Annotated in this window: 17 protein-coding genes; all 17 read left to right on the forward strand. The window is 51.0% G+C overall.

Annotated features, from left to right (window positions below):
* Positions 1 to 9: 9 nt before the first annotated feature.
* Positions 10 to 1,818, forward strand: a complete 1,809-nt coding sequence (gene traD / locus soil367_RS18695) for a conjugative transfer system coupling protein TraD (protein WP_136550820.1) — start codon at positions 10 to 12, stop codon at positions 1,816 to 1,818.
* A 510-nt stretch (positions 1,819 to 2,328) separates the two neighbouring features.
* A complete protein-coding gene (locus soil367_RS18700) occupies positions 2,329 to 2,946 on the forward strand; it encodes an IncC plasmid conjugative DNA transfer DtrJ family protein (protein ID WP_136550802.1) in 618 nt (205 codons plus the stop codon).
* Positions 2,947 to 3,096: 150 nt separating this feature from the next.
* Positions 3,097 to 3,381, forward strand: coding sequence for a type IV conjugative transfer system protein TraL (gene traL, locus soil367_RS18705; protein WP_136550803.1), 285 nt, complete (start codon positions 3,097 to 3,099; stop codon positions 3,379 to 3,381).
* Positions 3,382 to 3,389: 8 nt separating this feature from the next.
* On the forward strand, positions 3,390 to 3,980 hold the full coding sequence (locus tag soil367_RS18710; protein WP_172962427.1) for a TraE/TraK family type IV conjugative transfer system protein: 591 nt from the start codon (positions 3,390 to 3,392) through the stop codon (positions 3,978 to 3,980).
* Complete coding sequence (locus soil367_RS18715; RefSeq protein ID WP_136550805.1) at positions 3,970 to 5,055, forward strand: TraK domain-containing protein; 1,086 nt, start codon at positions 3,970 to 3,972, stop codon at positions 5,053 to 5,055. Before soil367_RS18710 ends, soil367_RS18715 begins: the two co-directional genes overlap by 11 nt.
* A 2-nt stretch (positions 5,056 to 5,057) precedes the next feature.
* Positions 5,058 to 6,404, forward strand: coding sequence for a TraB/TrbI/VirB10 family type IV secretion system protein (locus tag soil367_RS18720; protein ID WP_136550806.1), 1,347 nt, complete (start codon positions 5,058 to 5,060; stop codon positions 6,402 to 6,404).
* Positions 6,405 to 6,414: 10 nt separating this feature from the next.
* Positions 6,415 to 6,963: a type IV conjugative transfer system lipoprotein TraV gene (gene traV / locus soil367_RS18725; protein WP_136550807.1), complete on the forward strand. Its 549-nt coding sequence runs from the start codon at positions 6,415 to 6,417 to the stop codon at positions 6,961 to 6,963.
* A gap of 135 nt (positions 6,964 to 7,098) precedes the next feature.
* Positions 7,099 to 7,431: a TraA family conjugative transfer protein gene (traA, locus tag soil367_RS18730; protein ID WP_246065643.1), complete on the forward strand. Its 333-nt coding sequence runs from the start codon at positions 7,099 to 7,101 to the stop codon at positions 7,429 to 7,431.
* A gap of 158 nt (positions 7,432 to 7,589) precedes the next feature.
* Positions 7,590 to 13,742, forward strand: a complete 6,153-nt coding sequence (locus soil367_RS18735) for a hypothetical protein (protein WP_136550808.1) — start codon at positions 7,590 to 7,592, stop codon at positions 13,740 to 13,742.
* 132 nt (positions 13,743 to 13,874) lie between these two features.
* On the forward strand, positions 13,875 to 14,705 hold the full coding sequence (locus soil367_RS18740) for a DsbC family protein (protein ID WP_136550809.1): 831 nt from the start codon (positions 13,875 to 13,877) through the stop codon (positions 14,703 to 14,705).
* Between the two features lie 8 nt (positions 14,706 to 14,713).
* Positions 14,714 to 17,233: a type IV secretion system protein TraC gene (gene traC / locus soil367_RS18745; RefSeq protein ID WP_136550810.1), complete on the forward strand. Its 2,520-nt coding sequence runs from the start codon at positions 14,714 to 14,716 to the stop codon at positions 17,231 to 17,233.
* A 2-nt stretch (positions 17,234 to 17,235) separates the two neighbouring features.
* Positions 17,236 to 17,559 (forward strand): hypothetical protein, encoded by a 324-nt coding sequence (locus soil367_RS18750; RefSeq protein ID WP_136550811.1) that lies wholly within the window; start codon positions 17,236 to 17,238, stop codon positions 17,557 to 17,559.
* Positions 17,552 to 18,061, forward strand: coding sequence for a S26 family signal peptidase (locus soil367_RS18755; RefSeq protein WP_136550812.1), 510 nt, complete (start codon positions 17,552 to 17,554; stop codon positions 18,059 to 18,061). Before soil367_RS18750 ends, soil367_RS18755 begins: the two co-directional genes overlap by 8 nt.
* Complete coding sequence (locus soil367_RS18760; RefSeq protein ID WP_136550813.1) at positions 18,048 to 19,247, forward strand: TrbC family F-type conjugative pilus assembly protein; 1,200 nt, start codon at positions 18,048 to 18,050, stop codon at positions 19,245 to 19,247. The genes soil367_RS18755 and soil367_RS18760 overlap by 14 nt, the downstream gene beginning before the upstream one ends.
* Positions 19,248 to 19,274: 27 nt before the next feature.
* On the forward strand, positions 19,275 to 19,964 hold the full coding sequence (locus soil367_RS18765; RefSeq protein WP_136550814.1) for a hypothetical protein: 690 nt from the start codon (positions 19,275 to 19,277) through the stop codon (positions 19,962 to 19,964).
* The gene (locus soil367_RS18770) at positions 19,957 to 20,958 is read left to right on the forward strand and encodes a TraU family protein (RefSeq protein WP_136550815.1); all 1,002 of its coding nucleotides are present in this window, start codon (positions 19,957 to 19,959) and stop codon (positions 20,956 to 20,958) included. The genes soil367_RS18765 and soil367_RS18770 overlap by 8 nt, the downstream gene beginning before the upstream one ends.
* Positions 20,959 to 21,072: 114 nt before the next feature.
* Entirely contained in the window at positions 21,073 to 23,976 is a 2,904-nt protein-coding gene (gene traN / locus soil367_RS18775) for a conjugal transfer mating pair stabilization protein TraN (protein ID WP_136550816.1), read from the forward strand.
* The last annotated feature ends 15 nt before the right edge of the window (positions 23,977 to 23,991 follow it).

The following is a 23,991-nucleotide window of genomic DNA, read 5'->3' on the forward strand; positions in this document are numbered from 1 at the left end:
GGGTACGAGATGATTTGGCGCCCCAATTATGAGGCTCAAGCTTGCGTTGGGTGGATTGCCGCGGCGGCTGCAGGTCTCGCAGTAAACGCCATGTCTTCCTTGCCACCGGAACCTTTTTACTTCATGGCCGGCATATCCGGATTGATGGCTTCTGCCCGTCTGCCGGCAGCGATACGTCTTGCTACGAGGCACAGAGGCCTGACGGGAAGTGCATTGAACTTCACCGAACTGGCGGACGTCGCGAAAATGGTCCAGGGCAAAGCTGACCAACTGTGGCTGGGCGATGGCTTCGACTGGGAGAACAAACACGCTCAACGAGCTTTTGAGTTAACCAAGCGGGACTGGTCTGAGCTGCAGAAAGGTAGCGCTGACATGGGCGTTAAGTGGCTGCATGGGCTAGAGACGAATGAGTCCCAGATTTTTCAGCCAATGAAGCATGTAGAGGGCCACACGCTTATTACGGGTACAACCGGCTCCGGAAAAACACGTTTGTTCGACTTGCTCATTACGCAAAGGATCCTGACGAACGAAGAAACAATCATCGTCATAGACCCGAAGGGAGACAAAGAGCTCAAAGAAAACATGCGAAGAGCGTGTGAGTTTATGGGTGAGCCAGACAGATTTATCGCGTTTCATCCAGGGTTCCCCGAAGAGAGTATCCGGCTTGACCCCATGGCGAACTTTAGCCGGCCGACTGAGCTTGCCTCGCGAATTGCTGCGTTGATCGGTACCAGCTCTGGCGGCGAGGTTTTTAAAGATTTCGGTCAGATGGCGTTGAACAACATTATCCAGGGGCTTCTGTTAGTCGATTCCCGTCCATCACTGGTGCGTTTGCGCCGTTACCTGGAAGGGGGAACAGAAGGGCTCGTTATTCAAGCTGTGCAAAAGTACATAGAGAAGAATATCCCGGAACTCATTGAGCCTCATGCGGAGGCTATGTCTAAAGTCGCCAATGCAAACGGTCGCAACAAAAAAGCGATCGCGGCCCTTCGGTTCTACAGAGAAGTGGTTCAAATAAAAAAGCCGAATTCGGACCTCGAAGGCCTGCTGACAATGTTTGAGCATGACAAAGCGCATTTTTCAAAAATGATAGCTTCCTTGCTTCCGCTAATGAATATGCTCACTTCAGGCGATATCGGGCCAATGCTTTCGCCTGACAGAACAGATCAGGACGACATCCGACCCATCTATGACACCCGTAAAATCATCGAGAAGCGGAAAGTAGCTTATATAGGTCTGGATTCGCTCACAGACTCAATGGTGGGCAGTGCGATCGGTTCTATGGTTCTGGCTGACCTCGCAGCGGTCGCAGGTGACCGATACAACTACGGAGAAGACCTCAAGCCAGTAAACATCTTCGTCGATGAGTGTGCGGAGGTTATTAACGATCCTCTGATACAAATCCTGAACAAGGGCCGTGGAGCAAAGCTCCGGCTGTTCGTGGCGACCCAGACTATTGCCGACTTCTCAGCGCGACTCGGCAACAAAGATAAAGCCATGCAGGTACTGGGGAACATAAACAACAGTATTTCACTCCGGGTCATCGATTCAGAGACTCAAGAATACATCACCAACAACTTGCCAATGACGCGTATCAAATACGTCATGCGGACACAGGGAATGAGCTCGCATGGCGAAGATCCAGCTCTCTTCGGCGGGAACCATGGGGAACGTTTGATGGAAGAAGAGGCGCCTTTGATCGCACCTCAGCTACTGGGCATGCTCCCAAACCTTGAATACCTAGCGAAAATTAGTGGCGGGCGCATCGTGAAAGGACGGTTGCCCATTCTCGTCGAAAACAAAAAGGCAGCAGCATGATGAATGCCAGGCTGAACCACTATCTTGAGGCCGACCTCGTCTGGCCAGAAGCATGCGCAAGATTTCTGATTATTGAGGCGAAGTCAGCCAGTCGGCGCATATCTTGGATGGCGTCCGTTATGGAAATGAATTGGGCTTCGTTCGTCCTTCCGATCTCAAGGCTTGTCACGGCTCTTGGTATCGAGACAGAACGTGAACTACTACGCCACCAAGCCTCACTAATGGGAATCATCAGCAAGGGACTGGAGCATTATCAGGACGGAAGTACCAGGCTGGCTCGGGAGAATGGGGTCCTGCCTTGTCAGATAGACGATTCGGCCCGGTATAGCCTTTACATAAGCGGTTTAGTCGAAGGGCTGCTTAAAGCTTACCGCCCTTCTACGGCCGCGTTGAAGATCACTTTTGTTGCTGCAGCAGAAAACTCAGCAGCACCACAAAGTGAAGATATTAGCGCGGCCTATGATGCTCTGTGTTCAGAGCCACTGAAACAGTACATTGGAGGAATAAACAGTGAGCAGAGGCTTCTTTGTTGTTCTGGTCGTGACCATTGAGCTTATGCTCATAGCCACCCTGATACCGGGCGACTGGGCACAGCAGGCGATCGAGAAAGAGGCTGCGTATATCGCGAACTCGTCAGGCCTAGAGCACCGCGACTTTATTCTGGGGAAAGCTACCGGTTGGTACACGTCGGCCACAATTGAAACTGGAATGTGGCAGGCGGTATATGATTTTCTGATTCCAACAGAACAGCAGCGGGCTGAATCCGCTATCCAGGCGGACTGGTGGTTCAGCTTTCTGGAAGGGCGGATCGAGTCGCTGCAAAAGTCCGTTTACCACACTATGACCAGGTTTGCGCTCCTTTTGAGCTGGCTTCCCTATATCCTGATAATTCTGCTTCCAGCTGCATGGGATGGCTTGATGACCTGGAAAATAAAGAAAACAAACTTCGACTACTCCAGTCCGGTAATTCATCGATACAGCATCAAGGCAGGGGCCACGATCGTAGCTGTAGTCTTGCTCGCCTTCTTTGCACCAGTCCCAATAGACCCAATCTACATTCCTGCCGCCCTGATGATTATCGCGATCATCGCTGGCATAGCCATTGGAAACCTCCAGAAGCGCATCTGAGCCGAATGGCCCCTAGAACAGGGGTCATTTCTTCCTGAGTTCCTGGTAAACCACGCATCCCGGAGGATAGCGCGTCTTTTTAACAGGAACCCTACCGAACCCCCGGAAGGCCGTGATTCACAATACCCGCATCAGTAGCCGGAGATTGTGATGAGAAAGCCGAAAAAAATACCTCAACGTGTCGACGAGCCCCCTCATATCCTCCTTTGGAGTGCCGATGAACTGGCGCCACTCCTCTTGGGTATTGTTGTTGGGATGTTCCTGGGTGAGCTGCTTATCTGCAGCATCCTTGGTTTTGTGGTGACCCAATTCTACCGAAGGTACCGGGAAAACCATCCCGACGGGTTTCTTCTACACATCCTCTACCACATAGGAATCCCCGTCACGAAGGGTAAGTCCATGATTAACCCCTTCATCAAGAGACTCATTCCATGAATGCTCAGATGTTTAAGAAGTCTTTTAACGAGCTTCTCTCTGATAACCGGTGGCTCAGAATCATCTTGGCGATAGCTGTACTGACGACTTTCATCGCGGTATCCGGATTATTGGGCAAGGATCAGCGGATCATCCTGACTCCAGTCACACTGACCGATGACGCCTGGGTTGAGTCAGCAACTGCTTCTGAGAACTATAAAACTGCTTGGGGATCTTTCCTCGCGCAGCTCACCGGCAACCTGAACCCCTCAAGTCTGGATTTCGTCCAAGAGCGCCTCGAGCCTCTTCTTGCTCCTGAGATCTACAACGAAACCATCAAGGCCTTTGAGGCGCAGGCACAGGACCTCCGTGATAACCGCGTCTCTATGCGGTTCGAGATCAAGTCGGTTAATTATGAAATAGCCACTGACAAGGTCTTTGTTCATGGGTACCGGTACGCCACAGCTTCATCTTCAGAAAAGCCTCAACGATCCGAACGGACCTACGAATACAAGATCCGCGTTCGCGAGTACACGCCTCAGGTTTTTCATATAGACACGTACGCCGGTAAACCGAAGACCCAGCGTGTACTGAGAATGGAGCAGATGCGTGAAGGGTAACGATAAAGTCTTGGAGTATATGAAAATGGCAAAGGTCCGATCTGTTGTTCTTGCCGTGGCCGCGGTGTCAGCTTTTTCTCACCATGCCATAGCAGAAGTTGAGTTGCCCGTCGTGCCAGTTTCGGACCTGGCCCGTGGGAATCAGGTAGATCTCGCTTCGGACGAAGATGCTGCGCCGGGTCAAAGCGAACAGCAAGGCTTTGATTCTTCAAAGTTGCCGGCAATTCCTGTGGTCTCTGGAAGTGTTTTGAGAAATGACGTGCCCAGCGCCAAACCGCTCGGTAAAGGGCAAAAGGTTGCTGAAATTACCTCTATAGAAGACGAAGAGCCTTCAGGTCCTGCTTATAAGACAACACGAAACGTCATAGACGCTGTCCCCGGTGAAAATCAACTGGTCAATGTCTCAATGGGCCACCCGAACCGTATCGTCACACCGTTTTCGGACCCCAAAGTTCTGAAGCTCGATAAAGACGCTCTCGTAACGGTCAAAGAAAACGTTGTCTACTTCGCCAGTGATAAGTCAACTCCTGTGACACTCTATATCCGTGAGGCTGGAGATGAAAACCTGGCGGTCTCACTGACCATGATTCCCCAGAAGATCCCTCCCCGTGAGCTTTTCATAAAGCTCCCGGAATCAGCGTATATGGCTGCTGGCGGATTTGGCTCTAAGAAAGCGGAGCAGTGGGAAAAGAGTCAGCCTTACGAGAAAACACTCACTGACCTCCTTCGTGCAATCGCGCTCGGAGACGTCCCTCAAGGATACGCCGTGCGCAACCGATCTTCGGCCGAGCCGGCGCCACTGTGCAATCAGCGCGGGCTAAGATTCGATTTTTCTGATGCTCAGATGATCGACGGCCAGAAGTTCAAAGCGGTCGTTGGTGTTGTATCAAACCTAGCTGATCAGCCTATCGAGTTCGTTGAGACAAACTGCGCAAGCCGCAACGTCGCGGCAGTGGCTGCATTCCCTCATGTGTATCTGGAACCCGGTCAGAAAGCCGAGGTTTATGTCGTGCTGAAGGATGGCGTTGAAAAAAGCCGCGGTAAGAAGCGGAAATCACTTCTGGGGAGCCGATAACCATGGCGTACGACTTCCGAAACATGTCTCCCAAAGCCAAACAGTGGTCAATCCTGGCGTTAGGTTCAGTCGCACTTATCTTCGTCATCTACCTGTTTGCCGATTCCGATACGAGCAAGAAGGATCGACGGGACGAGACAGTAATTTCCAACGTCCTAACTGACAACAACACCCGCAGTATCGGCATCGACGCGATGGCTGTTCGGCTTGATTCGGTTGAAAGCGAGCTGCGGAAGAGGGAAAGAGAGTTTGAACAGGCCGAGCAGGACCTCAAAAAGATAAAGGAGTCGACTGGCGTGGGCTCAGATGTGGCTCGTGAGGTTGCCAAGCTCAAAGAGACCATAGTCAGGATGAACAAGGAGAACACGGAACTAAGGCAGCAACAGGAAAAGATAACCCGGCAGATACGCGAAGGTGATATCGCTGTGCCCAGCATAGACAAAGGCAAGCCTGGCGCTGATGAAGATGCTGCTAATGACTATGACCCCCGGAATAGTAGTGGACGCGGGCCAGTAGCTGGGCTGAGTGAAGAAGATGCAGCAAGCCGATACTTCCGAGACGCCCCGGTGCCTAGCTTTGGAAATGAAAGGAATACTACGACTGACAGGGCCCAAGGCGGAGAGCAGACACAAAGTAGCAATCTTGCCTTTGAGGATGTAGCTGTTGTGGTAGAAGTCGAAAGTAGAGGCGACGTGAAAGATGACGTCCAGGATGACGGGATCTACATCCCTAGCGGCTCCTTGTTAACGGGAACTTTGCTGACAGGGCTAGATGCGCCAACAGGGCAGGGCGCCAGAAGAGACCCTTTCCCAGTTGTGCTGAGAATACAAAAGGAGGCCATTCTTCCAAACCAGTTCCTGGCAGACGTAAGAGAATGCATGGTCATCATGAGCGGCTACGGTGACCTCTCGAGCGAGCGTGTTTATCTCCGTTCAGAAGGGGTTTCCTGTGTCAGAGACGATGGCAAATCAATTGAAGCGCGGCTTGAAGGATATGCCGTCGGCGAAGACGGTAAAGCGGGGATGCGCGGCCGGCTGGTCACAAAACAGGGACAAATGATCGCACGATCGATGACAGCAGGGTTCATGTCAGGGGTTGCGGGGGCGTTCGACGTCAACCCGGTACCGGTCATCAACACAAACCCTCAGGGAAACAGCATGCAATATCTAGACGCTTTCAGCGAAGAGAGCGTCCAGAGCGGCATTGTGGGTGGTGCCAGCTCTGCCCTTGAAAGGATCGCTGACTTTTACCTTGAGCTCGCCAATTCAATTTACCCCGTACTCGAGCTAGACGCCGGTCGCCAGATTGATGTGGTGATGGTCAAGGGCGCGAAACTACAGATTCAGTAAGGAGCCGTAAATGGCAAACGAAGCATCGAGAAAAATGCGGTTAATGGTCATATCTGTTTTGGCAGCGACGACATTGCAAGGTTGCAGCGTGTTCTCCTTTGGCGAGTCTGAATATGCCTGCAGTGGTATCCCGGACGGAGTTAGCTGCATGTCAGCTCGGGATGTATACGAGCTTACCAATAACGGCAATGTCCCCCGCCCCGTTGATGAGGATGGGAATGTCGTGGCTTCGAAAGGTCAAAGCAACGAGTCAACAGAAGACCAGGTACGGATCATCGAAGACCGGTACGTGGCCCCGACAACTCCTGCTAAGCCAGTACCGATACGCACGCCGGCCAAGGTTATGCGGGTGTGGGTCAGCCCTTGGGAGGATACAGACGGGAATCTGAATATTTCGAGCTATGTCTATACGGAGATAGAGCCAAGGCGTTGGGTCTATGACAATCAGGAGCGCCCAAGCCAGTCATCGATTAAACCCCTTCAAATAATTCAAAAGAAAGAGGCAGGTGGCCAGGATGCGGAGTATCCAGAGCAAAGATTCTTCTCTGGTGAGAAATAAAACCTGAGATGTAAAAAAAAGCTCAGCAACCTAGATAGGGCCCTGGGCAGAGGTAAGTAAAGTGCGTGTAACCCGAACATAACTGGTTAGCCGAGGGAAAGTATGAACACTGCAGTAGATACGAAAAAAGTCACCATGGCCTTCTTAGCACTCTGTGCGACAAGCATTTTAGTCGCTATGCCTGAGCAGGCGATGGCTGGTACTGGCGGCACAGCCTTTGAAGACGTGTGGATCTGGTTGAAAGAGAACATTGAAGGCACGCTGGGCCGAATAATCTGCGGCGCGATCGTAGTCGTTGGCATCGTAGCTGGTATTGCTCGCCAGTCGCTGATCTCATTCGCAATCGGCATCGGCGGTGGGATGGGCCTCTACAATACACCGACGATTATCGAATCCATTGTTTCAGCAATGATCGAGCATGCTGACAAGGCGTCCACTCTAGTTATGACTCTGAACAACGGGCTGTAAGAGCGGCTCAAAGCCCTTCTATAAGCAAGTTTACTGGCCCCAGGGAGCAATCTCTGGGGCTTTTTAAGTTGTGTACAAAAAACGCATGTAACGCTCCCGAACCGCTCGCTATACGGCAGTAGAATTCACCAAAACTATCGGGTATTAAGGTATTTCAGATGCTCAGGAAATCAGCCAGGTTCGTGACAATACTAGCGGTGATGAGCCTATTGTACATGGACGCAGCTGCAAGCGAAGAGGGCCCTAAGGTCACGCCATTGTACGATGTCATGCAGCCGAAATTAGACTTGTCAGCACTGCTTTATAAAGTTGACAGTGCAATACCATTGCCGCATGAATTAGAGGGAGCAACCCTTAAAAAAGAAAATGGCGAGGAGATTAGCGGACTTGTCACTGAGTGGAACAACAAGTGTCCTGAAGGATATACAACCGGAAGTGAAGAAGGAACGTGCGAAAAAATAACAGTTGTTCAGCAGGAGCTACAATGTGCTAAGGGCTGGAAAATGGTTGTGGAGGAAGCGCAGCCAGGAGCCAACGAAAAAATAACCTGTGAAAGATACCAAGTGACTGGGGCAATCGAAGCGTGTCCCTCAGAATATACATTTAACAGTGAGAACAATACATGCGAGAAATATGAAGAGACGATGGCTAATGCCGTTTGTCCAGAAAATTGGACTATGAATGGAGAAAAATGCACAAAGAAAACCGTCATTGAAGCTGAGTACTCTTGCCCGCAAGGATTTAACGAAGAATCTGGCAAATGCGTGAAAACTGAAAGCCAGCCAGCAGGTTACGGATGTCCGGCAGGAACCGAGCAAATAGGAGAGTTATGCAAAGTCTTGGATGAGAAAGCTGGAGAAGCATGCCCTCTACCGCACAGCAACTATTACCCAGCTACGAGTTCGGGATGGTACAGTAAGCCTGAATATTGTACCTACAGGCTAACGGATAATATACTTGGGCAAAGAACTCCTACACCGCTAAAGAAATGTCCTAGCGGATACTCTTATGGTACTGGAAACGCGTGTAGACAGAAAACATCCACAGTATGCCCGTCCGGCATGACTAAAGACGCGTGGCGAGTTAACCGATGTGTTGGGACAAAGATATATAGAGAGAAATGGCAGGCGAGTAATGCATCTAAAAATGGTCAGGAACCGCTCGCAGTTTGTACCGATTCTAGTAGCTGGTATGGCTGTTCAACTAATCGCTGGTACCCATCAAACTATGGAAATTGCCCGTCAGGATACACTTATGTAAGAGAAGGAAGTTGTGAGTCAACGAGAACTGCGCCTGAAATTATCACTGGTTATTCATGTGATGGGTATGGGTTTGGTTCGCAGTTTAGAGAGCAATATGACTCCAGGTACCATAGATGTGGCGCCCTCGAAGCTCCACCTAGACCAGGATGTCCAGCTGGATACATAGTAAAATCTGGGAAAAGAAGTTCAGATTATCAAGATCCTGATTATTGTGTCAAAGAGATCACTACTGGAACATCATCTGTATGCCCCAGCGGATTTGCGCTGTTGGAAGAAGGCGCGGTCTGCGGGAAGCTACTGACACAGCTCCCAAACCTTGTTTGTGGCGAGGGCTACACTCTTGACCCTATCACAAATAAGTGTGTGAGCGGTGAAACCCGCCCACCGTCTGTCGCATGTATTAGCGGTTATTCGTATAACTCTACGACTGGAAAGTGTGAAAATACCTTAGTAGAGAACCCGTTGATTTGCCCTGAAGGGACGACCGATATAGGAGATATGTGTCAAAAAAGAACGGCCTATAGTGTCACCCCACTGAAAAATTGCCCAGATTTTGAGGGCCAAAAAACGTTTCCTCTTTACTGTGAACTCAAGTGGGAAGGTGGCGGTGCATGGTATGGAGAGCCTAGCGATACAAATCTTAGCCTTAGTCCGGAAGAACAACGTAAAAAGTGTCTGGATCTCACCAATGGTTTAGGTGATGTCAAGATAATTGATGAAACGACTAAGTGCGCCGTTTGGTATGAGTCGGGAAACCCCAATGCGCCACCTGCGACAACTGTTGGCGGTTACATGGTCGGAAATAGTTATGACCCGACGTTAACGCCAATTCAAATTGATGATTCTTGTTATGGCGGTACAAAAGAAGGTGATGTATGCGCCTGGTATTCAACCACCGATAAATGCCTGAACGGTGAAATGGTTGGGGGTAAGTGCCTATATGTTTCTACAGCTGCTCCAACAAAGACCTGCCCGGCAGGTTATTACTTGGCCAATGAAGTGTGTAAACTTGATCAGCAAAAACTTCCTTCAGAGGTATGTGATAGTGGTTGGAGCTACTCTAGCGGTGAATGCTGGACGATCGATGAAGAACCATATAGTGGCGCGGGCACTTGCCCCTCTGGATATAGCCCAATGGGCGGTAGTTGCACAAAGACGTCTGTAGCAAACGTTAATCCAACTTGTCCCGATGGGTTTACTTTTCAATCAAACACCTGCGTTACCGAAGCGCAGGAACCTGTCGAGTACGTTTGCAACTCGGGCTGGAACCTTAACAGTACAGAGTGTTGGCGGACAGTGTTCCAAGATGCCTTTGAGGCTTGTTCAGATGGCACCTGGGTTCTTGAAGGTGGGACATGCCACAAGCTTGAATCAGAAGAGCCTGACAGAGTTTGCCCCGATGGTTTTACTGACTCGCCGACAGGTACTGATGGGATTGAGGAATGTGTTCTTGTCGAAAAAGTAAGTGAGGGCCAAGGCGAAAACCTAAGTGTTAGTCTTCCTAAGGTTTGGCCTGGAACTTATACCTTATCCCTGAGCATTAATGATGGTTTGGGGAATAATTCGATGAACGAGTTTGTCATAAATTACCTGCCTGAACTTTTTTCCCATCGTTCAGGGAACAAATTGTCAATCCCAGCGATTGATAGGCCCTTTCACTGGAGTGATGGGTCAGATACCTTCGTAACGAATCCTATTGTCGTTAATGGGGAGGTCATGAGTGGCATCAGACCGATATACGCGGGAGTTCGTAAAGATGCTGGCTTGTCTTTCATCGTTAATGGGGTTGAAGTCTCACCTGGCGAGTATAAGCAAGTCCACTCTCGCTATGACTTTGAACTAATGGATGGTGTTCTCCAGCTTCCCATGAGTCCGGCATACCCGGGAGAGGCCTCAGTTAGCGATGTGATCATAAGCATTGGTGGAGATGGAGAACTTGCGTCGATTGTTACTGTTGATGCGTGGACGTTCAACGGGAAAATTGAAAACCCTGACTTAAACCCAACGAGAATTTTCGATGAGTTTGCTATACGCGCCCTCTCCGGAACAGAGGACGAATGTGAACTGGAGGCTTCAAAGAACAACGCTAAGACCGGTGGGGTTCTTGATAATTTAAAATGTTGGATTGATTGGTTTGACATCCCTTCTCCCCTGAAACCTAGTACATACGGAGACCCAACCCTGCGCGGAACCATTGATCATGAAGGGTCTATGGGTCTTGGGTACAGGGCCTACGTTTATGACTCTGATGGTTCCCAACACCTAGTGGGAGAGGCTTATGGAGAAATTCATGGCAATACCGCTATGGGTGTAGTCGATTACGATTTCGAGAACGATATATCGACCGTATATCACACGGTCCAGGACATAAGGATGACGCTCAAGCAGACAGACGGGCCGACTTGTCGCCTCACTGTCGACGAGGAGTACGCCAAGTCATTTGCTACTCGTGAGTCACGAGTTAAGTTCTGCTACCTCGAGTGGGAGCATTTGCCTGGTACCCTTGCTCAAGAGCCTCAGAGCCTGACGCCGAATGCGCGGGGGCGGGTTTTTTATACCGGGGAGTATCAAGCATCGTTCAGGGTGTATGCCTACACATCCATTGGTACGCCCGTACTTGTTCAGCAGAAAACCCTTAAATTTGAAGCGATCGAGCCACCACCACCGAAAGTCACGATCGTCGGCGGTGAACCAATTGTGCAGAACCTCTACCCGGTACCCACCAAAGGCGGGAAGGTCCTGGATGTCGAAATTAACGCTGAAAACGCAGCAATTCGAGTTTCTGAGTTCTTCAATGGGGGAGTGATCAAAAAGGACGAGTTTCCTGCAGTCCCGTGGCAAGTGAACTTTCGCAACTATCAAAGGATCGCTCTCGATCAGACACCGCTTTGGACCAGGTCGACGCATGAAGTGGAAGCGCTGTATACCGACCTCCCCAACCTACGAGGTTCAGTCTTTTTCGACTCTCTTTCCGTCCCAGGTGAAGAGGTGAGGCCTGTTATGTCAACGGATGGGAATGTCGCGTTAAACGACGACAAGATCACTCTGAAGATATCCATTCGGGACATTTACAACCAGAGCGAGGGATACAGCCCGCAGACTATGGGGAACTGGGACGTCAGGGTCGTGCAGCAAGAGTCTTACGACAGAAACTCTCCGGTTACTGAGTGGGTATCTATAGACGCTGAAGGGAATGCCTCACTCCCGCTGGATCTTGAAGCTCTGGATATGGCCAGTGGCATTCTGCGGCTTTATGCTGAAGCGAGAGTGCGAAGCCCCGTTCCCGAGTACAGCAAGACGGTGACCTCAAGTCAGCCAGTTACTGTCACAGTGCTATACGGTGGTCAGATCGATGCTGAACTAGATGCCAGGTACATTTCTGGTGAAGCCCCCTTCCGTACAGTATTTAGCTTGGAGCTGATGGATCGGAACTTATTCTCCGCCCTGGGAGACGTGGAATGGTATATCCAGAAGGGAGAGCAAGGGGATTGGGAAAAATTCGATAACACAAACCGGAACCCTAGAGTCTTTGAGCGTACCTTTGATGAAGGCATCTACTACGTCAAAGCCAAGCTGCTCAACAGGAACAGTGAAGCCCAGACAGAGACACCGCCGCTTAAGGTGATCTCCTACCATAAGCCTAGGCTTGAGGTAGAAGGTCCTGCCGTTGTTTTTGTCGGGGATACGGTTGAGATGACGGCCGTGGCGTCATTCGACGGCGAGCCGCTGGTACCAGGGGACGTCGTCATGCAGTGGTCTGAAGATGCTGGTAAAACTTGGAAGGAAGGCGGCTTTGATTATGTTCTTACCCGAGATGCCGAGGATGTAGGCCGGGTACGACTCCATACTCGGGCTCGTATGCCGATCGCGCCGGCGGAAGACCGCAACGCATGGACTGAGAATAAAGGAAGTGTTGAGTTCAGAACCATTCGACCTCCACGCACTTATATCTATGGCCCTCGAGTAGCAGAAGTTGGTAAAGAGCATAAGTACCAGGTTCATCTTGGGCTTCCTTACGCACGCATGGGCTATGAGGTGAAAGGATTCTTCACCATGCCGGATGGGACCGAGGTTGAGGGAGACACTGCCTTCTATACGCCCAGTTCAGAAGAGCTGGCCGAGACCTACGCCTTTATCAAATATACAGCCTACATTGTTGGCTGGCGTGAACAGGGAGCTGAGCAGGTCCGGGACCAACGTATCAGGTTGTGGGAGTACGACTTCCCCGAGTTCCAAATGTCTGAACGTTACAGTGCGAGCGTGGCCCCAGCCGACGCAACCTTGTATGTGCGACCAGTCAATTTCCGTGGCCGGCTAGAGAATCCCGTTTACGAGTGGGAATTTCCTAAATCTGTGGAGGTTATCGAGGATAGGAACCCGATCGCCAGGAAACTGCGGTTCGCTGAGCCAGGGAACTACCCTCTAACGGTCACTATCACCGACGACAGGGGGAATGTCGCAAAGATTGAGAAAGTCATTGCCTTGGGCGTGCCTGACCCATACAACGCTGACTTTGTGATTTCTGGCGACGCCCGCCACATTCGAGATCCTTACGAGATTCTCGTTCGGCCGGTAATATCTGGTGGTCACCCCAGAGACTACATTGTGGACAGGAAATACTATCTCAATGGCGAGCCTATGGGCTCCTATGGTAGCTATGGCCAGGCCATACTGGGTGCCGGGACCAGCACCATAAAGATGGAGATCACCAGCAAATTTGGAGAGAAGGCGGTCAAAGAAGAGAAATTTACGGTTAACGAAAACCAACCGCCTGTCTGTGAGCTGGAGCGTTCCGACCGCTTAGGTAGCTGGTTGCTTCGTGCAGATTGTAGTGACCCGGACGGTAACGTGAAAACGCACAATTGGTGGGTCGACGGAGAAAAACTGTCGCTGTCTGGGTACCGGATTAGTATCAACGATAGCGGAACAGAGCCTGTGGAGATTCAGCTCTCTGCAGTTGATGATTCAGGAGAAGAGTCATCGAAGAAAACGGTAATTCTGGAGAGGCCTGCCCAAGAGCCAAAAACCGAACCCGAACCCGAACCTTAAAAGCACCTAAAGCCCGGCTCTTAGCCGGGCTTTCTTCTCTCCGAAAGTTACAGTGCATTTTTGCCTGTATCTCTACCCAAGTTATTCGCCTTCCTGCCTTACAGTGATCTCCAAACTGTGGAGCAGAAACCTATGTGGCGCTTGAGATTCCTATTTTTGCTATCGCTAGCCCTATCCCAAGTGGCTATAGCGCAAGAGACAATCCCCGAAAGCCTGTCAAAGAAAGGCCTGGATCCCAGCCGGATAATAGAAATGCCAGTCCAGGGCATGGTCGCCTATGAAGCTCAGAATGGCTCACTCGTCTTCATGTCGAAGAATGGTCGATACGTCTTTCAGGGAAAGGTAACGGACGTGTGGGCTGCAAACGAGCTGATCTCTGGTGAGCAAGTTTATGAGTCAACCAGCACTCTGCCTTTCGAAACCATGGGGGTGAATTTTGATGATTACGATGCGCTGACCCTCGGAACTGGATCGCGCACAGTCCATGTGATTACTGATCCGCTTTGTCCGGCTTGTGCAAAGCTGAGCGAGGCTATGGTCGAGCTTAAGGGTGAGTACACCTTCAAAATTCTGGTCCTGCCGGCGTTAGGCGGGAAAAGTGCTGATCTCGCTGCCCGGGTTGCCTGCGAAAAGGATCGTGAGAGGGCGCTGCAGGCACTGTTGGAAAAGAGAACAGAAGAGCTACCCAGCCCCCAGAACTGTAACTTCGATGCCCTCCAGTCGGCCAGTCTTGTTTCAGACCTCATCGGAATTGATGCGGTACCTTATGTCGTTGCACCGAACGGGAAAATTTCAAGAGGCATGCCGAAGAAGATAAACGAATGGCTCTCTGAAAATTCAGACGCGAAAGCAGTAGCCGGTCAGCCTATGAGCGTTACTAGCCTCATTGATAACAGCTCACCTGAGCAGGCGAGCGGGACCGGTACAACAATCAATCAAAAGCTGCTTAACGCGCTGAAGTGAGGTAGAGAATGGAACTTATCACCGTAAAGCAGAAAGCCGGTAAGCGTTATATACATGAAGACTACCGTACCGGATCCATATTCCCGGTCATGGCGTATGACGATGAGACGGGTTACTTCATCAGCGATGACAAATCGATCGGTTACACGTTTTCCTGTCAGCCTTTGTTTGGCCAAGACGGCCAGATTGAGGAGCGACTGACATCCTTCATTAACACCGACTTTCCGGCTGGGACGATAGTGTCAATTCTATGGTTCCGTTCTCCCGACTACACCTATGAGCTTGCCCGCATGCGGGATCTAAGGGAGAGCTCAGGCTATTTCAATCCTCTGATGGCCGACGTCATTCGGCAGCGCTCAGAATTCCTCCTGAATGGCGGTATAAAGCCGGTCGACCCCCACCACGGGCAGCTGTTCTTCGATCTCAAGGTAATCATCACCGTTAAGCTCCCAATTTCAGATCACCTCCCTTCTGCGGAGGAAGAGTACATGCTGAAGTCGTATAAGAAGAAGACGGAATCGGCACTCAAAACCATCGGGTTTAGCCCAGTCGAGCTAGATGCCAACGGATACATCCGGGCCGTGAACAGTCTTATGAACTGGGGCAATGAAGCTTCATGGCGCCAGGGTCCCGTCAGCCACGACAAGGGACGGCCGATCTGCGACCAGCTGATGGACTTCGATAAAGACATTGTTGTCGAGAAGGGTCATCTTCAGATCGGAGACACCTTCATGAAGGCACTTTCGGCAAAGCGTCTTCCGGAGTCGTTCTATTTCGGCGATGCGATGAAGTACGCCGGTGATCTTCGAGGCGGCAACGTATCGTTGAAACAACAGTACGCGGTATGTTGCAACATCTTCTATCCCGACAGCGAGAAAGAGAAACACTCTCTTGAACGCAAGCGGGGTCTGGCAGTTAACCAAGCCAAAGGGCCAATGCTGACCCTCGTCCCGATCCTTGCCGACAAAAAGCGCGGATTCGACAACCTCTACGATTCTATGAATGACGGGTACCGTGCCGTCAAAATGACCTACTCCTTGCTGGTTTTCGGTAAAAACGAAGACGAAGTCACCGAGGCTGCAACTAACGCCAAGACAATCTGGCGCGAGCAGCGCTTTACCCTTATGGATGACAAGTTCGTTCAGCTACCCCTCTATATCAATTGCCTGCCGATGATGGCCGACCGGGATGCAGTGGCTGATCTCTGGCGCTACAAAACCCTGACTGCAGAGCAGGCGGCAGTTCTAGTGCCAATTTTTGGAGAATGGAAGGGGACAGGTACACCCCACATCAACTTGATCAGTCGTAATGGCCAGTTGATGTCGTTCTCGATGCACGACACCGGTTCGAACAAAAACATGCTGATTTGTGCCACCTCGGGGGGCGGGAAATCATTCTTCACAAATGAGCTCATCCTTTCCTACATGTCAGAAGGCGCCCAGGTGTGGTGCGTGGATGTGGGTCGGTCCTACGAAAAGTTGTGTGAGGCTGTAGACGGCGACTTCATCCATTTCGGTTCTGAATCGGATATTTCGGTCAATCCTTTTGAGCTGGTCGTATCCATTGATGGCAGTGAGGAAACGCGTTCTAAGCGACTGACACCTCAGGAAGCCAGGGCGATGGACTCTGGGGACGTAAAGGATGAGGGTGAGGAGGACGCTCTGGTCGGTCTTATAACAGCCATGGCCTCTCAGAATGATCCGCTTGATGACGTTCAAATCTCAGTTCTTCGGCAGGTCATATCCGAGGTATGGAAAGAAAAAGACCGAGAAATGTTGGTCGACGACATCGCCGAAAAGTGTGCGGCGCACCCTAAAGAAATCATCCAGGACCTGGCAACTCGGTTATATGCCTTCACCTCGAAAGGATCCTACGGGAAGTATTTCTGCCGGCCCAATAACGTCAACTTCAACAAGCAGCTCACCGTGCTTGAGCTCGAAGAGCTCAAGGGTCGATCTCACCTTCAGAAGGTGGTTCTTTTCCAGCTGATCTACCAGATTCAGCAAGAGGTCTATCTCGGCGATCGCAATCGCAAGAAGGTGGTAATCATCGACGAAAGTTGGGACCTGATACAGAACGGCGGCCCTGAGGTTCAAAAATTTATTGAACACGCCTACCGCCGCTTCCGTAAGTATGGGGCGAGCGTGCTCCTGGTTACCCAGTCGATTCAGGACATGTACAAGTCACCCGTGGGTGAAGCGATAGTAGAAAACTCAGCCACCATGGCACTGTTTAGGCATACCGAGGAGGCTGTAGACAAGCTCAAACGCGAAGCGAAGCTGGTCCTTCCCGATGGCGCCTTCCACATGCTGAAGACTGTTCATACGGCTCCACCACACTACTCCGAGGTCTTTCTGAAAACAGAGCGCGGTATCGGCATCGGTCGGCTTATCGTCAACGACTTCCAGAAACTCTTGTATTCGACAAGTTCTGATGAAGTCTCAGCGATCAATGAACTTAAGAAGCAAGGTCATTCTGTCGAAGAAGCCATCAACATCCTGCTGCGCCGCAGCAGTAAGGTTGCATAACCGTGAATATCCTTGAAGTCGCATCTACCGCGATCCTTGGGGCTGCCCTGGGCGCCGGCGTCACCTTCTTCTTGGTGAACGACAGGATTACAGCATTAGAGCAAGAGAGCCAGTTAAGGGCCCCAGTGGCGACGGTGGACTTCACGAGCATCGCCGAGGGCTTTCCAAATGGTGCTGACAACCAAGCCATAGATCGCGAGATAAAGAAGCTTCAGGTTCAAGCTAACCAGCTAATGGAGCAGGGATTCATAGTGCTGAATCATGGCTCTGTTTATGCGGCGCCTTCCGGATTGACGGTGAGGTATCGGGAAAAAGACGGTGAATAGAACAAGAAAGCCATGGCTGCCCTTTCTGTCAAAGGCAGTACTGCTTTCAGCTTCTGTCGTTGGGGCAATATTGTGGTTTGAGGCCAATTACGTTCTGGGCAAGGATTCCCAGTACGTTAAGTGCATACCTGGCGTTGATTGGTTTCTCGGAGACCGCGGCGATCGGGAGATTGAGCGCGACGGTATATACATGGTGGCGTCGAAAGGGCTGGACCCGATTTATCCAGATGGAACAGTCCTGGTCAAATATCTTCGGGGTCTACCGGGGGACACGGTCAAAATAGATGAAACTGGGGTTTATGTTAACGGTAGAAATCTCGGTACCGGTCAGCTTCCGTTAGCCCATAAATTTGAGATCGAGCCAGAATCACTCCATGGAGAGCGAGTACTTGGCGACGATGAGTACTGGCTGATGGGCACTGCAGCTTTGAGCTTCGACTCCAGATACTGGGGCCCAGTCAGTGAAAGTCAGGTGATACGACGTGCCTATGCGATATTCTAAGCTAATAACCGCTGCCTTGATCCTGTTCTGCGCGACAGCTGGAGCATCCGGCTATACGTTGAGTCCTGAGGACAAGCGAGCGCTCGAACAGGGCAGGAAGAGGTCCAGCGAAATCGATCTCAGCAGCTTGCTTCGAGGTAGAGACGCTAGCCCCGGTGCGAACCAGGATAAGCTTCAGGAAGCCATAGACCACTCCGCAAAAATAGCCGGCAACGCAACCTTGGGAGAAAAGCAGAAGCAGCAAGCTCTTGAGATCTGCAGGAACCAAAGGCAGTACCTCTTAGTGTCCCGTTCAATGGGAAAGTCAGGTCTGCATGAAGCGCTAGCCGAAGCTTCTAACAACCAGAATCTAACGGTGCTTTTTCAGGGAATACCGGACGGGACAACGGTCCAGGAAGGGATATTGGACATCCAGAGACTCGCTCGTGAATACGACCCAATACCATCTGTGGGCCTGAACCCGTTAATCTTCCAGCGCCACCAGGTGAAGGATGTACCGCACGCTATTCTCATGAGCCCGGGAAGCTGGGAAGGAAATAAATGCATACAAAGCGTCGAGGCGAGTATGAGTGGCCTAACCAACTACGGCTATCTCCTAGGCAAAATAGATTCCGGTTTTAGCGGTCACCTGGGAAAACTAGGGCCAACCGTTCCGATCTCAGAACGTAACTTTATGGAAGTGATAGAGGAGCGGATCAAAGCGACCGACTGGGCTGCAGTTAAAAGCAAAGCGGTAGATAACGTCTGGAAAAAGCAACCAATGGAAGCGCTCCCACCTGCAACAGAAGACGTAGTTTTCAAAATTGATCCGTCAGTCATTGCGACTCAGGACATAAAGACACCTGATGGGAAATTTGTTGCGCGAAAAGGCGACAAAATTAACCAATTAGAGGTCATGCCTTTTAATCAGCTCATCGTCATCATGAACCCTCTACGGAAGGCAGAAATAGAAGCTGCGAAAGAAATTGTTGAACAAGGAAAAGCCGCGGGCCTAAGGGTCAGTGTATTATTAACAGAGATCGATAGAGAATTAGGCTGGGATAGCTACAACAAAGTTGTGGATGAGATGGGGATGCATGTTTTCATGCTAACTCCAGAAGTTGTTCAACGTTTTCAGGTCAGATCGACGCTATCAGTAGTGACCGCAGATAAAGGAGTCTTCCTAGTTCGCGAGGTTGCACTGTAGGGCTGGTTTAGGCCGGGTGCTTCCTCGATGAAATTGCACATTTACCAGAGCCCTTTGCTCCATCTTGAGGGTAAAAAACCGCCTATCTTGCGGTTAACTTGTTCCAGGCTCCCTGTACATGAGTTTGGGCAATTTCGGGATGCTGAGATAGAAAGTCCAAAGTTTGATCATTTCCTGTTGGACTTCATACCGCAACTCGTCAAGCAAGAGAACATTCCGGAAACTACCGCCCTGATGGTGCCAGTGAACAAGGAAACGCTGAATAAAAATGCTCTTTTCCAGATCTGGAGAGATTCATTCCTAAGGGTTCTAGATGAAGTGCCTAATCCTCTTATCATCGCATTTTCAGCGTGTGCTGACCCGCTGGTTTTAAGGAAAAGGGCTGATGAAGTTGCCAGCATCAGGCCGGAAAGACTTTACTACTGTCTCGATATATCACGAGAATGCGAATCGATTAGAAAGCTTACGCGAGATTTCAAATGGAACTATCTAGCAATCCGATCTGAACTATTGAGCTCTGGTATTCCCGATGTTTCTGAAGCCATGTTCGAGGCCGGAGATCGTGGTATTGGGCGAATCGTTTCCTGGATCGAAAGCAAAGTCGCGCTGACCATTGCGACTCATCATGGTGTCGAGTATGTCCATGGAAGTATCTTCTCAGAACCGTATTACCCCCTAACAGTAGTAGAGACAGTGAAAGGCCTGAGTGATGGTTAAAGCAGTTCTGAGAATTCTATCGGTAATGCTGATAATTGCTGGCTTGACTCAACCTGCGGCCGCTGCAGTGTGTGAAGACGCTCAAATCATTGATGAGTCTCTCATCACCGATGTCTGTTGGGATTGCCTTTTTCCATTGAAAATTGCCGGGGTCACTCTGCAGACTGGAGAACGTGAAAACCCTCCCGAAGCGTCTTCGAGCTCGGTTTGCTCATGCTCCCCTAATGGCATTCCGGAACCTGGTCTGGTCATGTCGATGTGGGAGCCTACACGCTTGATAGAGTTTCCACGTCAGGCCGGATGCTCATCGGTGCTTGGGGGGGTCTCTTTAGGCTTCGACAAGCTGAATGTGGGAGGACAACCGGACGACACGAAGACTGGGAAGTCCTATTACCACTACCACTACTACAGCTTTCCGCTCTTCATGATCATGCAGCTATTTTCCTCATCATCATGCCATGACGGGTGGATAGACCTCGACCTGATGTATTTTTCCGAGATCGATCCAGCTTGGAATAACTCTTCCTTCGCCTTTTTCACAACCCCGGAATCCGCCATGGTGGCCAACCCTATAGCTTCTGCTGCATGTCCAGCTGATGCAGCGGCCGCGACAGCTGGGTACCCGTTAAATTCGCTCTTCTGGTGTGCCGGCTCATGGGGAAGCATTTACCCGCTCTCAGGCATTCAAAATGGCGCCGGTGGCGTGCTTCGGGACACCAGTTTGCTGAGTACAAGGCTGATTGCTTCGCTGCATCGAAAAGGGTTTGCCCGTCAGACCATGGGCGAGGCTGCCCAGTGTGAACCGATAATCAATCCGATGCTTCCCAAAACCCAGTACAAGATGTCGATGATGTACCCCCGGGCAGAGACCGAAAGAGCCCATGTGATCGGTGAGTCGACTGTTCGCTGGGGGCTAGGACGCACAATTCCGGGCGTAGCTTCGACTCCCGTGTATCTGCTATGGAGGCTCAACGACTGCTGCAACACTCTCTGAGGGGACGTTGCCCAGCGCAACGGTCCCCTGAGATTCACCTAAAAAAGCACTGTAACTCCAGCCTTCCCACGCCTTGCAGCGCATAGAATCAGCTCCTCAGATGGAGCTAATTCTATGCGTTCAGAACCCTCAGCTAACTCTCCTCTTCAAAGATGGATCGCCATGCTTATGGCGATTGTCATGTACATTTCGCCGATCATAGCCATAGCTGAGAATGCTCGAGAAGGAGCAATTGCAGCCGGCCGCGAGGGCAGGGCGCTGGGTGAACTATTCGGGAGCAAAACGCCACAACCGAAAGAAAACACTGATGGCTCCTTCAACCTGGGATCTACGGAGAACCAATTCGGCGAGGAGGTCCCTCTATCGGTAAACATCAAAGACCTCTATCCAGGCACAAACTCCGCTGCTGGCAGTGATCTCAGCCTCCAGTTCCCCGGGAACCAGCAAGTGGACGTAGAGCGTTTCAAATCCGCTGACAATGATTCACTCCGCTCGGATGGTGCAGCGTACCAAAGCAGCCTGTACCAAGATGCAGTGCAGGATAACCCCACAACAACGATGGGGGCAGCCTATAAAATTCTCATGGACGGGGCCTCCCGCCCGAAAGTTGATTTCCGAAATGATGCAGACTTCGAGAAGTCGAGACAGCAGATCGATAACGCTGAAGAACTAACGGGTGAGTTTTCCGACTGCTCAATCGCTCGAGGAGTTGTAGAGCAGAAAGATGAGGTCAGGATTCCTGAATATAAGTTCTGTGAGCGAATTACGGATGACTCTGAGGAGTGCAAAATCTCCCACGACTATTCGACCGACGTTATTGAGATAGCCCAGGGAGACAACCTGAATATCAAGCACTGCGATGATGGAAGTTGCTTTCTGGGTTGGATTGGTAAAGTTGGTGACGACTACTGGAGCGGGAACTGTGTTGAGAAAACACAACACACAAGCTATCGCGTTGTTAATCCGGAGGCTATCACCAGCGCGAGAATCGTCTATGCAAAGTATGACGACCACATGCAGATCTATCTCGGTGAAGAAGGGGCTGAAGAAAAGGTTTGGCAAGGGCCAAAGGATTATTTTCCGTTGGACGATGGTGGAAGGTGTGAGCTCGGTAAAAACTGGGAGCAGTCGCTTTCTGTAGACGTGACTCCTCATTTCAAAGATGTGGAACCAGGGGCGGTAGTCCGCTTCAGGATCCGCGCCGCAATATCGGGTCGGGGGGAAGCCTACGCTCGTCTGCAGATTAACTACGACCCAAAGAAGATCATAAGCCGCGACAACTGGGTCCCTTCAACGGAGACCTGCATTGGCTCTGCAAAAAGTACGGCCGATGGCTTTGTGCAAGGGGGGTATGAGTGTACCCAGATGCCTGAGCTCGATGAAAACGGCTGCACAATGACCAGCACAGGGGTAAGAGTCTGTGCGTCCGACCTTTCCGAGGCCCCGGTAGACGTTAACAGGCTCTGTAAAGAGGTCTCTGTAGAGGCAAAGTTTGACCATTATTATGGCCAGGCCGACTGTTTCATTAACAGGGAAGGGGTAGAGGTTTGCCCAACCATTGAAAAAGCCGAAAACGCAGGGGAGTTATCCTCGTGCAAAAAGTTTGAAGATGACAATCAATGCCGGTTTATTTCCAGCGAATGTATCGAAGGCACAGAAGGTGAGCAAAGCGGGCGTTGCTACGTCACCTCTGAGAAATGGGATTGCGGAAAAACAGTCGAGATCTCTGATTACCATAGTTCAGAAGACATCCAGTGCGACGGCGAGTTCTTGTGCCAGGGTGACGAGTGCGGATCGAGCCCGCAGACCGAAAGCACCAGTTTTACGAAAGCAGCAACTCTTCTACAGGCCGCACAATTCATGGCCATGGATGGGCAGTGCCAAGAGGTAGATGTTGAGGAGAACAGAAACTGTGAAGTCTTTGCCGGCGACGATTACTGGTGCAAGAAAGTAGGATTACCTGAGCTGGGTGTCGACGCTGTCGATTGCTGCGACCAGCCGGTAGAGGTAGGGCCTGGGCAATACATCCGGACGATGGCTTCAATTGGGGTAATGGACGCTTCGTTCATGAGCATCAACCCCGACATGTCTTTTTCAGCGGCACGGGGATCTTATCAAGCGCTGAGGGATCCAGTAGTTAACGGCGTAACGGAGTTAACCAAGCCGTTCACATCGGCAGTTGAAACGGTCACCGGCCCCGTTAAAGAAGCGATCGCAGAAAACATCACCAAACCGGTTGGAGATTTCCTTGTAAGCCTGAAGGAGAAAATATCGCAACAGCTTGCCGAGTTTTTCACTGAGCAAGGCGTTAGCGGGGCGACCGGCGCCGGTGGTGGTGGCGGCGGTGCTGCGGCGGGTAACGCTGCAGGAAAGCAAGCGGCGGAAGAAGGCGCCAGTCAAGCCACTCAACTTATGGGTACAGCTGGGAACATGTTGGGCACGGTAATGGGCGTGTACAGTGCCGTGATGCTGACCTACATGGCCCTTCAGATAATTTACGAGTGTGAAGATCAAGAAATAGAGCTGGCAGTGAAGAGAGAACTGAAGGCCTGCACTCCAACGGGATCCTGGTGTGACCAGAAAGTCTGCGTCGCCCCGTCCACATTCGGCTGCCTTGCCTACGCCTGCTTTGAGTATCGCTATTCTTTCTGTTGCTACAATTCACCACTTTCCCGGATAGTGATGGAGCAGGCTGTGCCACAACTGAGAGGTGCGAACGGGTTCGGATCCGCGAAAAACCCCCAATGTGGAGGGATCAGCTTCACTGAGCTGGAGAATCTGGATTGGGACCAGATTGATTTGAGTGAATGGACAGCACTGTTAACGGATGAAGGGATGATCGGGGCCAACGAAATGAATCTGGATGATCTAACCGGTGCGGGTCACCCGAACGCAATGCCCGACATTTATGGCGAACGCTCAAACAGCCTGGAAAGAACACAGCAAAGGCTGGAGTCGGGGAGTGTAGATGATGCAAGAATCGAGAAGGCTCAAAATTATCCCTTCGACCCACGCTAAGGCGCTTTGTCTTAC

The sequence above is a fragment of the Hydrocarboniclastica marina genome (genome assembly GCF_004851605.1).
Lineage (GTDB): Bacteria > Pseudomonadota > Gammaproteobacteria > Pseudomonadales > Oleiphilaceae > Hydrocarboniclastica > Hydrocarboniclastica marina.

Coding starts and splice junctions, on each gene's coding strand:
- traC (WP_136550810.1), top strand. CDS start 14,714: ATGGAACTTATCACCGTAAAGCAGAAAGCCGGTAAGCGTTATATACAT.
- traA (WP_246065643.1), top strand. CDS start 7,099: ATGGCCTTCTTAGCACTCTGTGCGACAAGCATTTTAGTCGCTATGCCT.
- soil367_RS18735 (WP_136550808.1), top strand. CDS start 7,590: ATGCTCAGGAAATCAGCCAGGTTCGTGACAATACTAGCGGTGATGAGC.
- soil367_RS18760 (WP_136550813.1), top strand. CDS start 18,048: ATGCGATATTCTAAGCTAATAACCGCTGCCTTGATCCTGTTCTGCGCG.
- traN (WP_136550816.1), top strand. CDS start 21,073: ATGCGTTCAGAACCCTCAGCTAACTCTCCTCTTCAAAGATGGATCGCC.
- soil367_RS18720 (WP_136550806.1), top strand. CDS start 5,058: ATGGCGTACGACTTCCGAAACATGTCTCCCAAAGCCAAACAGTGGTCA.
- soil367_RS18740 (WP_136550809.1), top strand. CDS start 13,875: ATGTGGCGCTTGAGATTCCTATTTTTGCTATCGCTAGCCCTATCCCAA.
- soil367_RS18765 (WP_136550814.1), top strand. CDS start 19,275: ATGAAATTGCACATTTACCAGAGCCCTTTGCTCCATCTTGAGGGTAAA.
- traV (WP_136550807.1), top strand. CDS start 6,415: ATGGCAAACGAAGCATCGAGAAAAATGCGGTTAATGGTCATATCTGTT.
- soil367_RS18770 (WP_136550815.1), top strand. CDS start 19,957: ATGGTTAAAGCAGTTCTGAGAATTCTATCGGTAATGCTGATAATTGCT.
- traL (WP_136550803.1), top strand. CDS start 3,097: ATGAGAAAGCCGAAAAAAATACCTCAACGTGTCGACGAGCCCCCTCAT.
- soil367_RS18710 (WP_172962427.1), top strand. CDS start 3,390: ATGTTTAAGAAGTCTTTTAACGAGCTTCTCTCTGATAACCGGTGGCTC.
- traD (WP_136550820.1), top strand. CDS start 10: ATGATTTGGCGCCCCAATTATGAGGCTCAAGCTTGCGTTGGGTGGATT.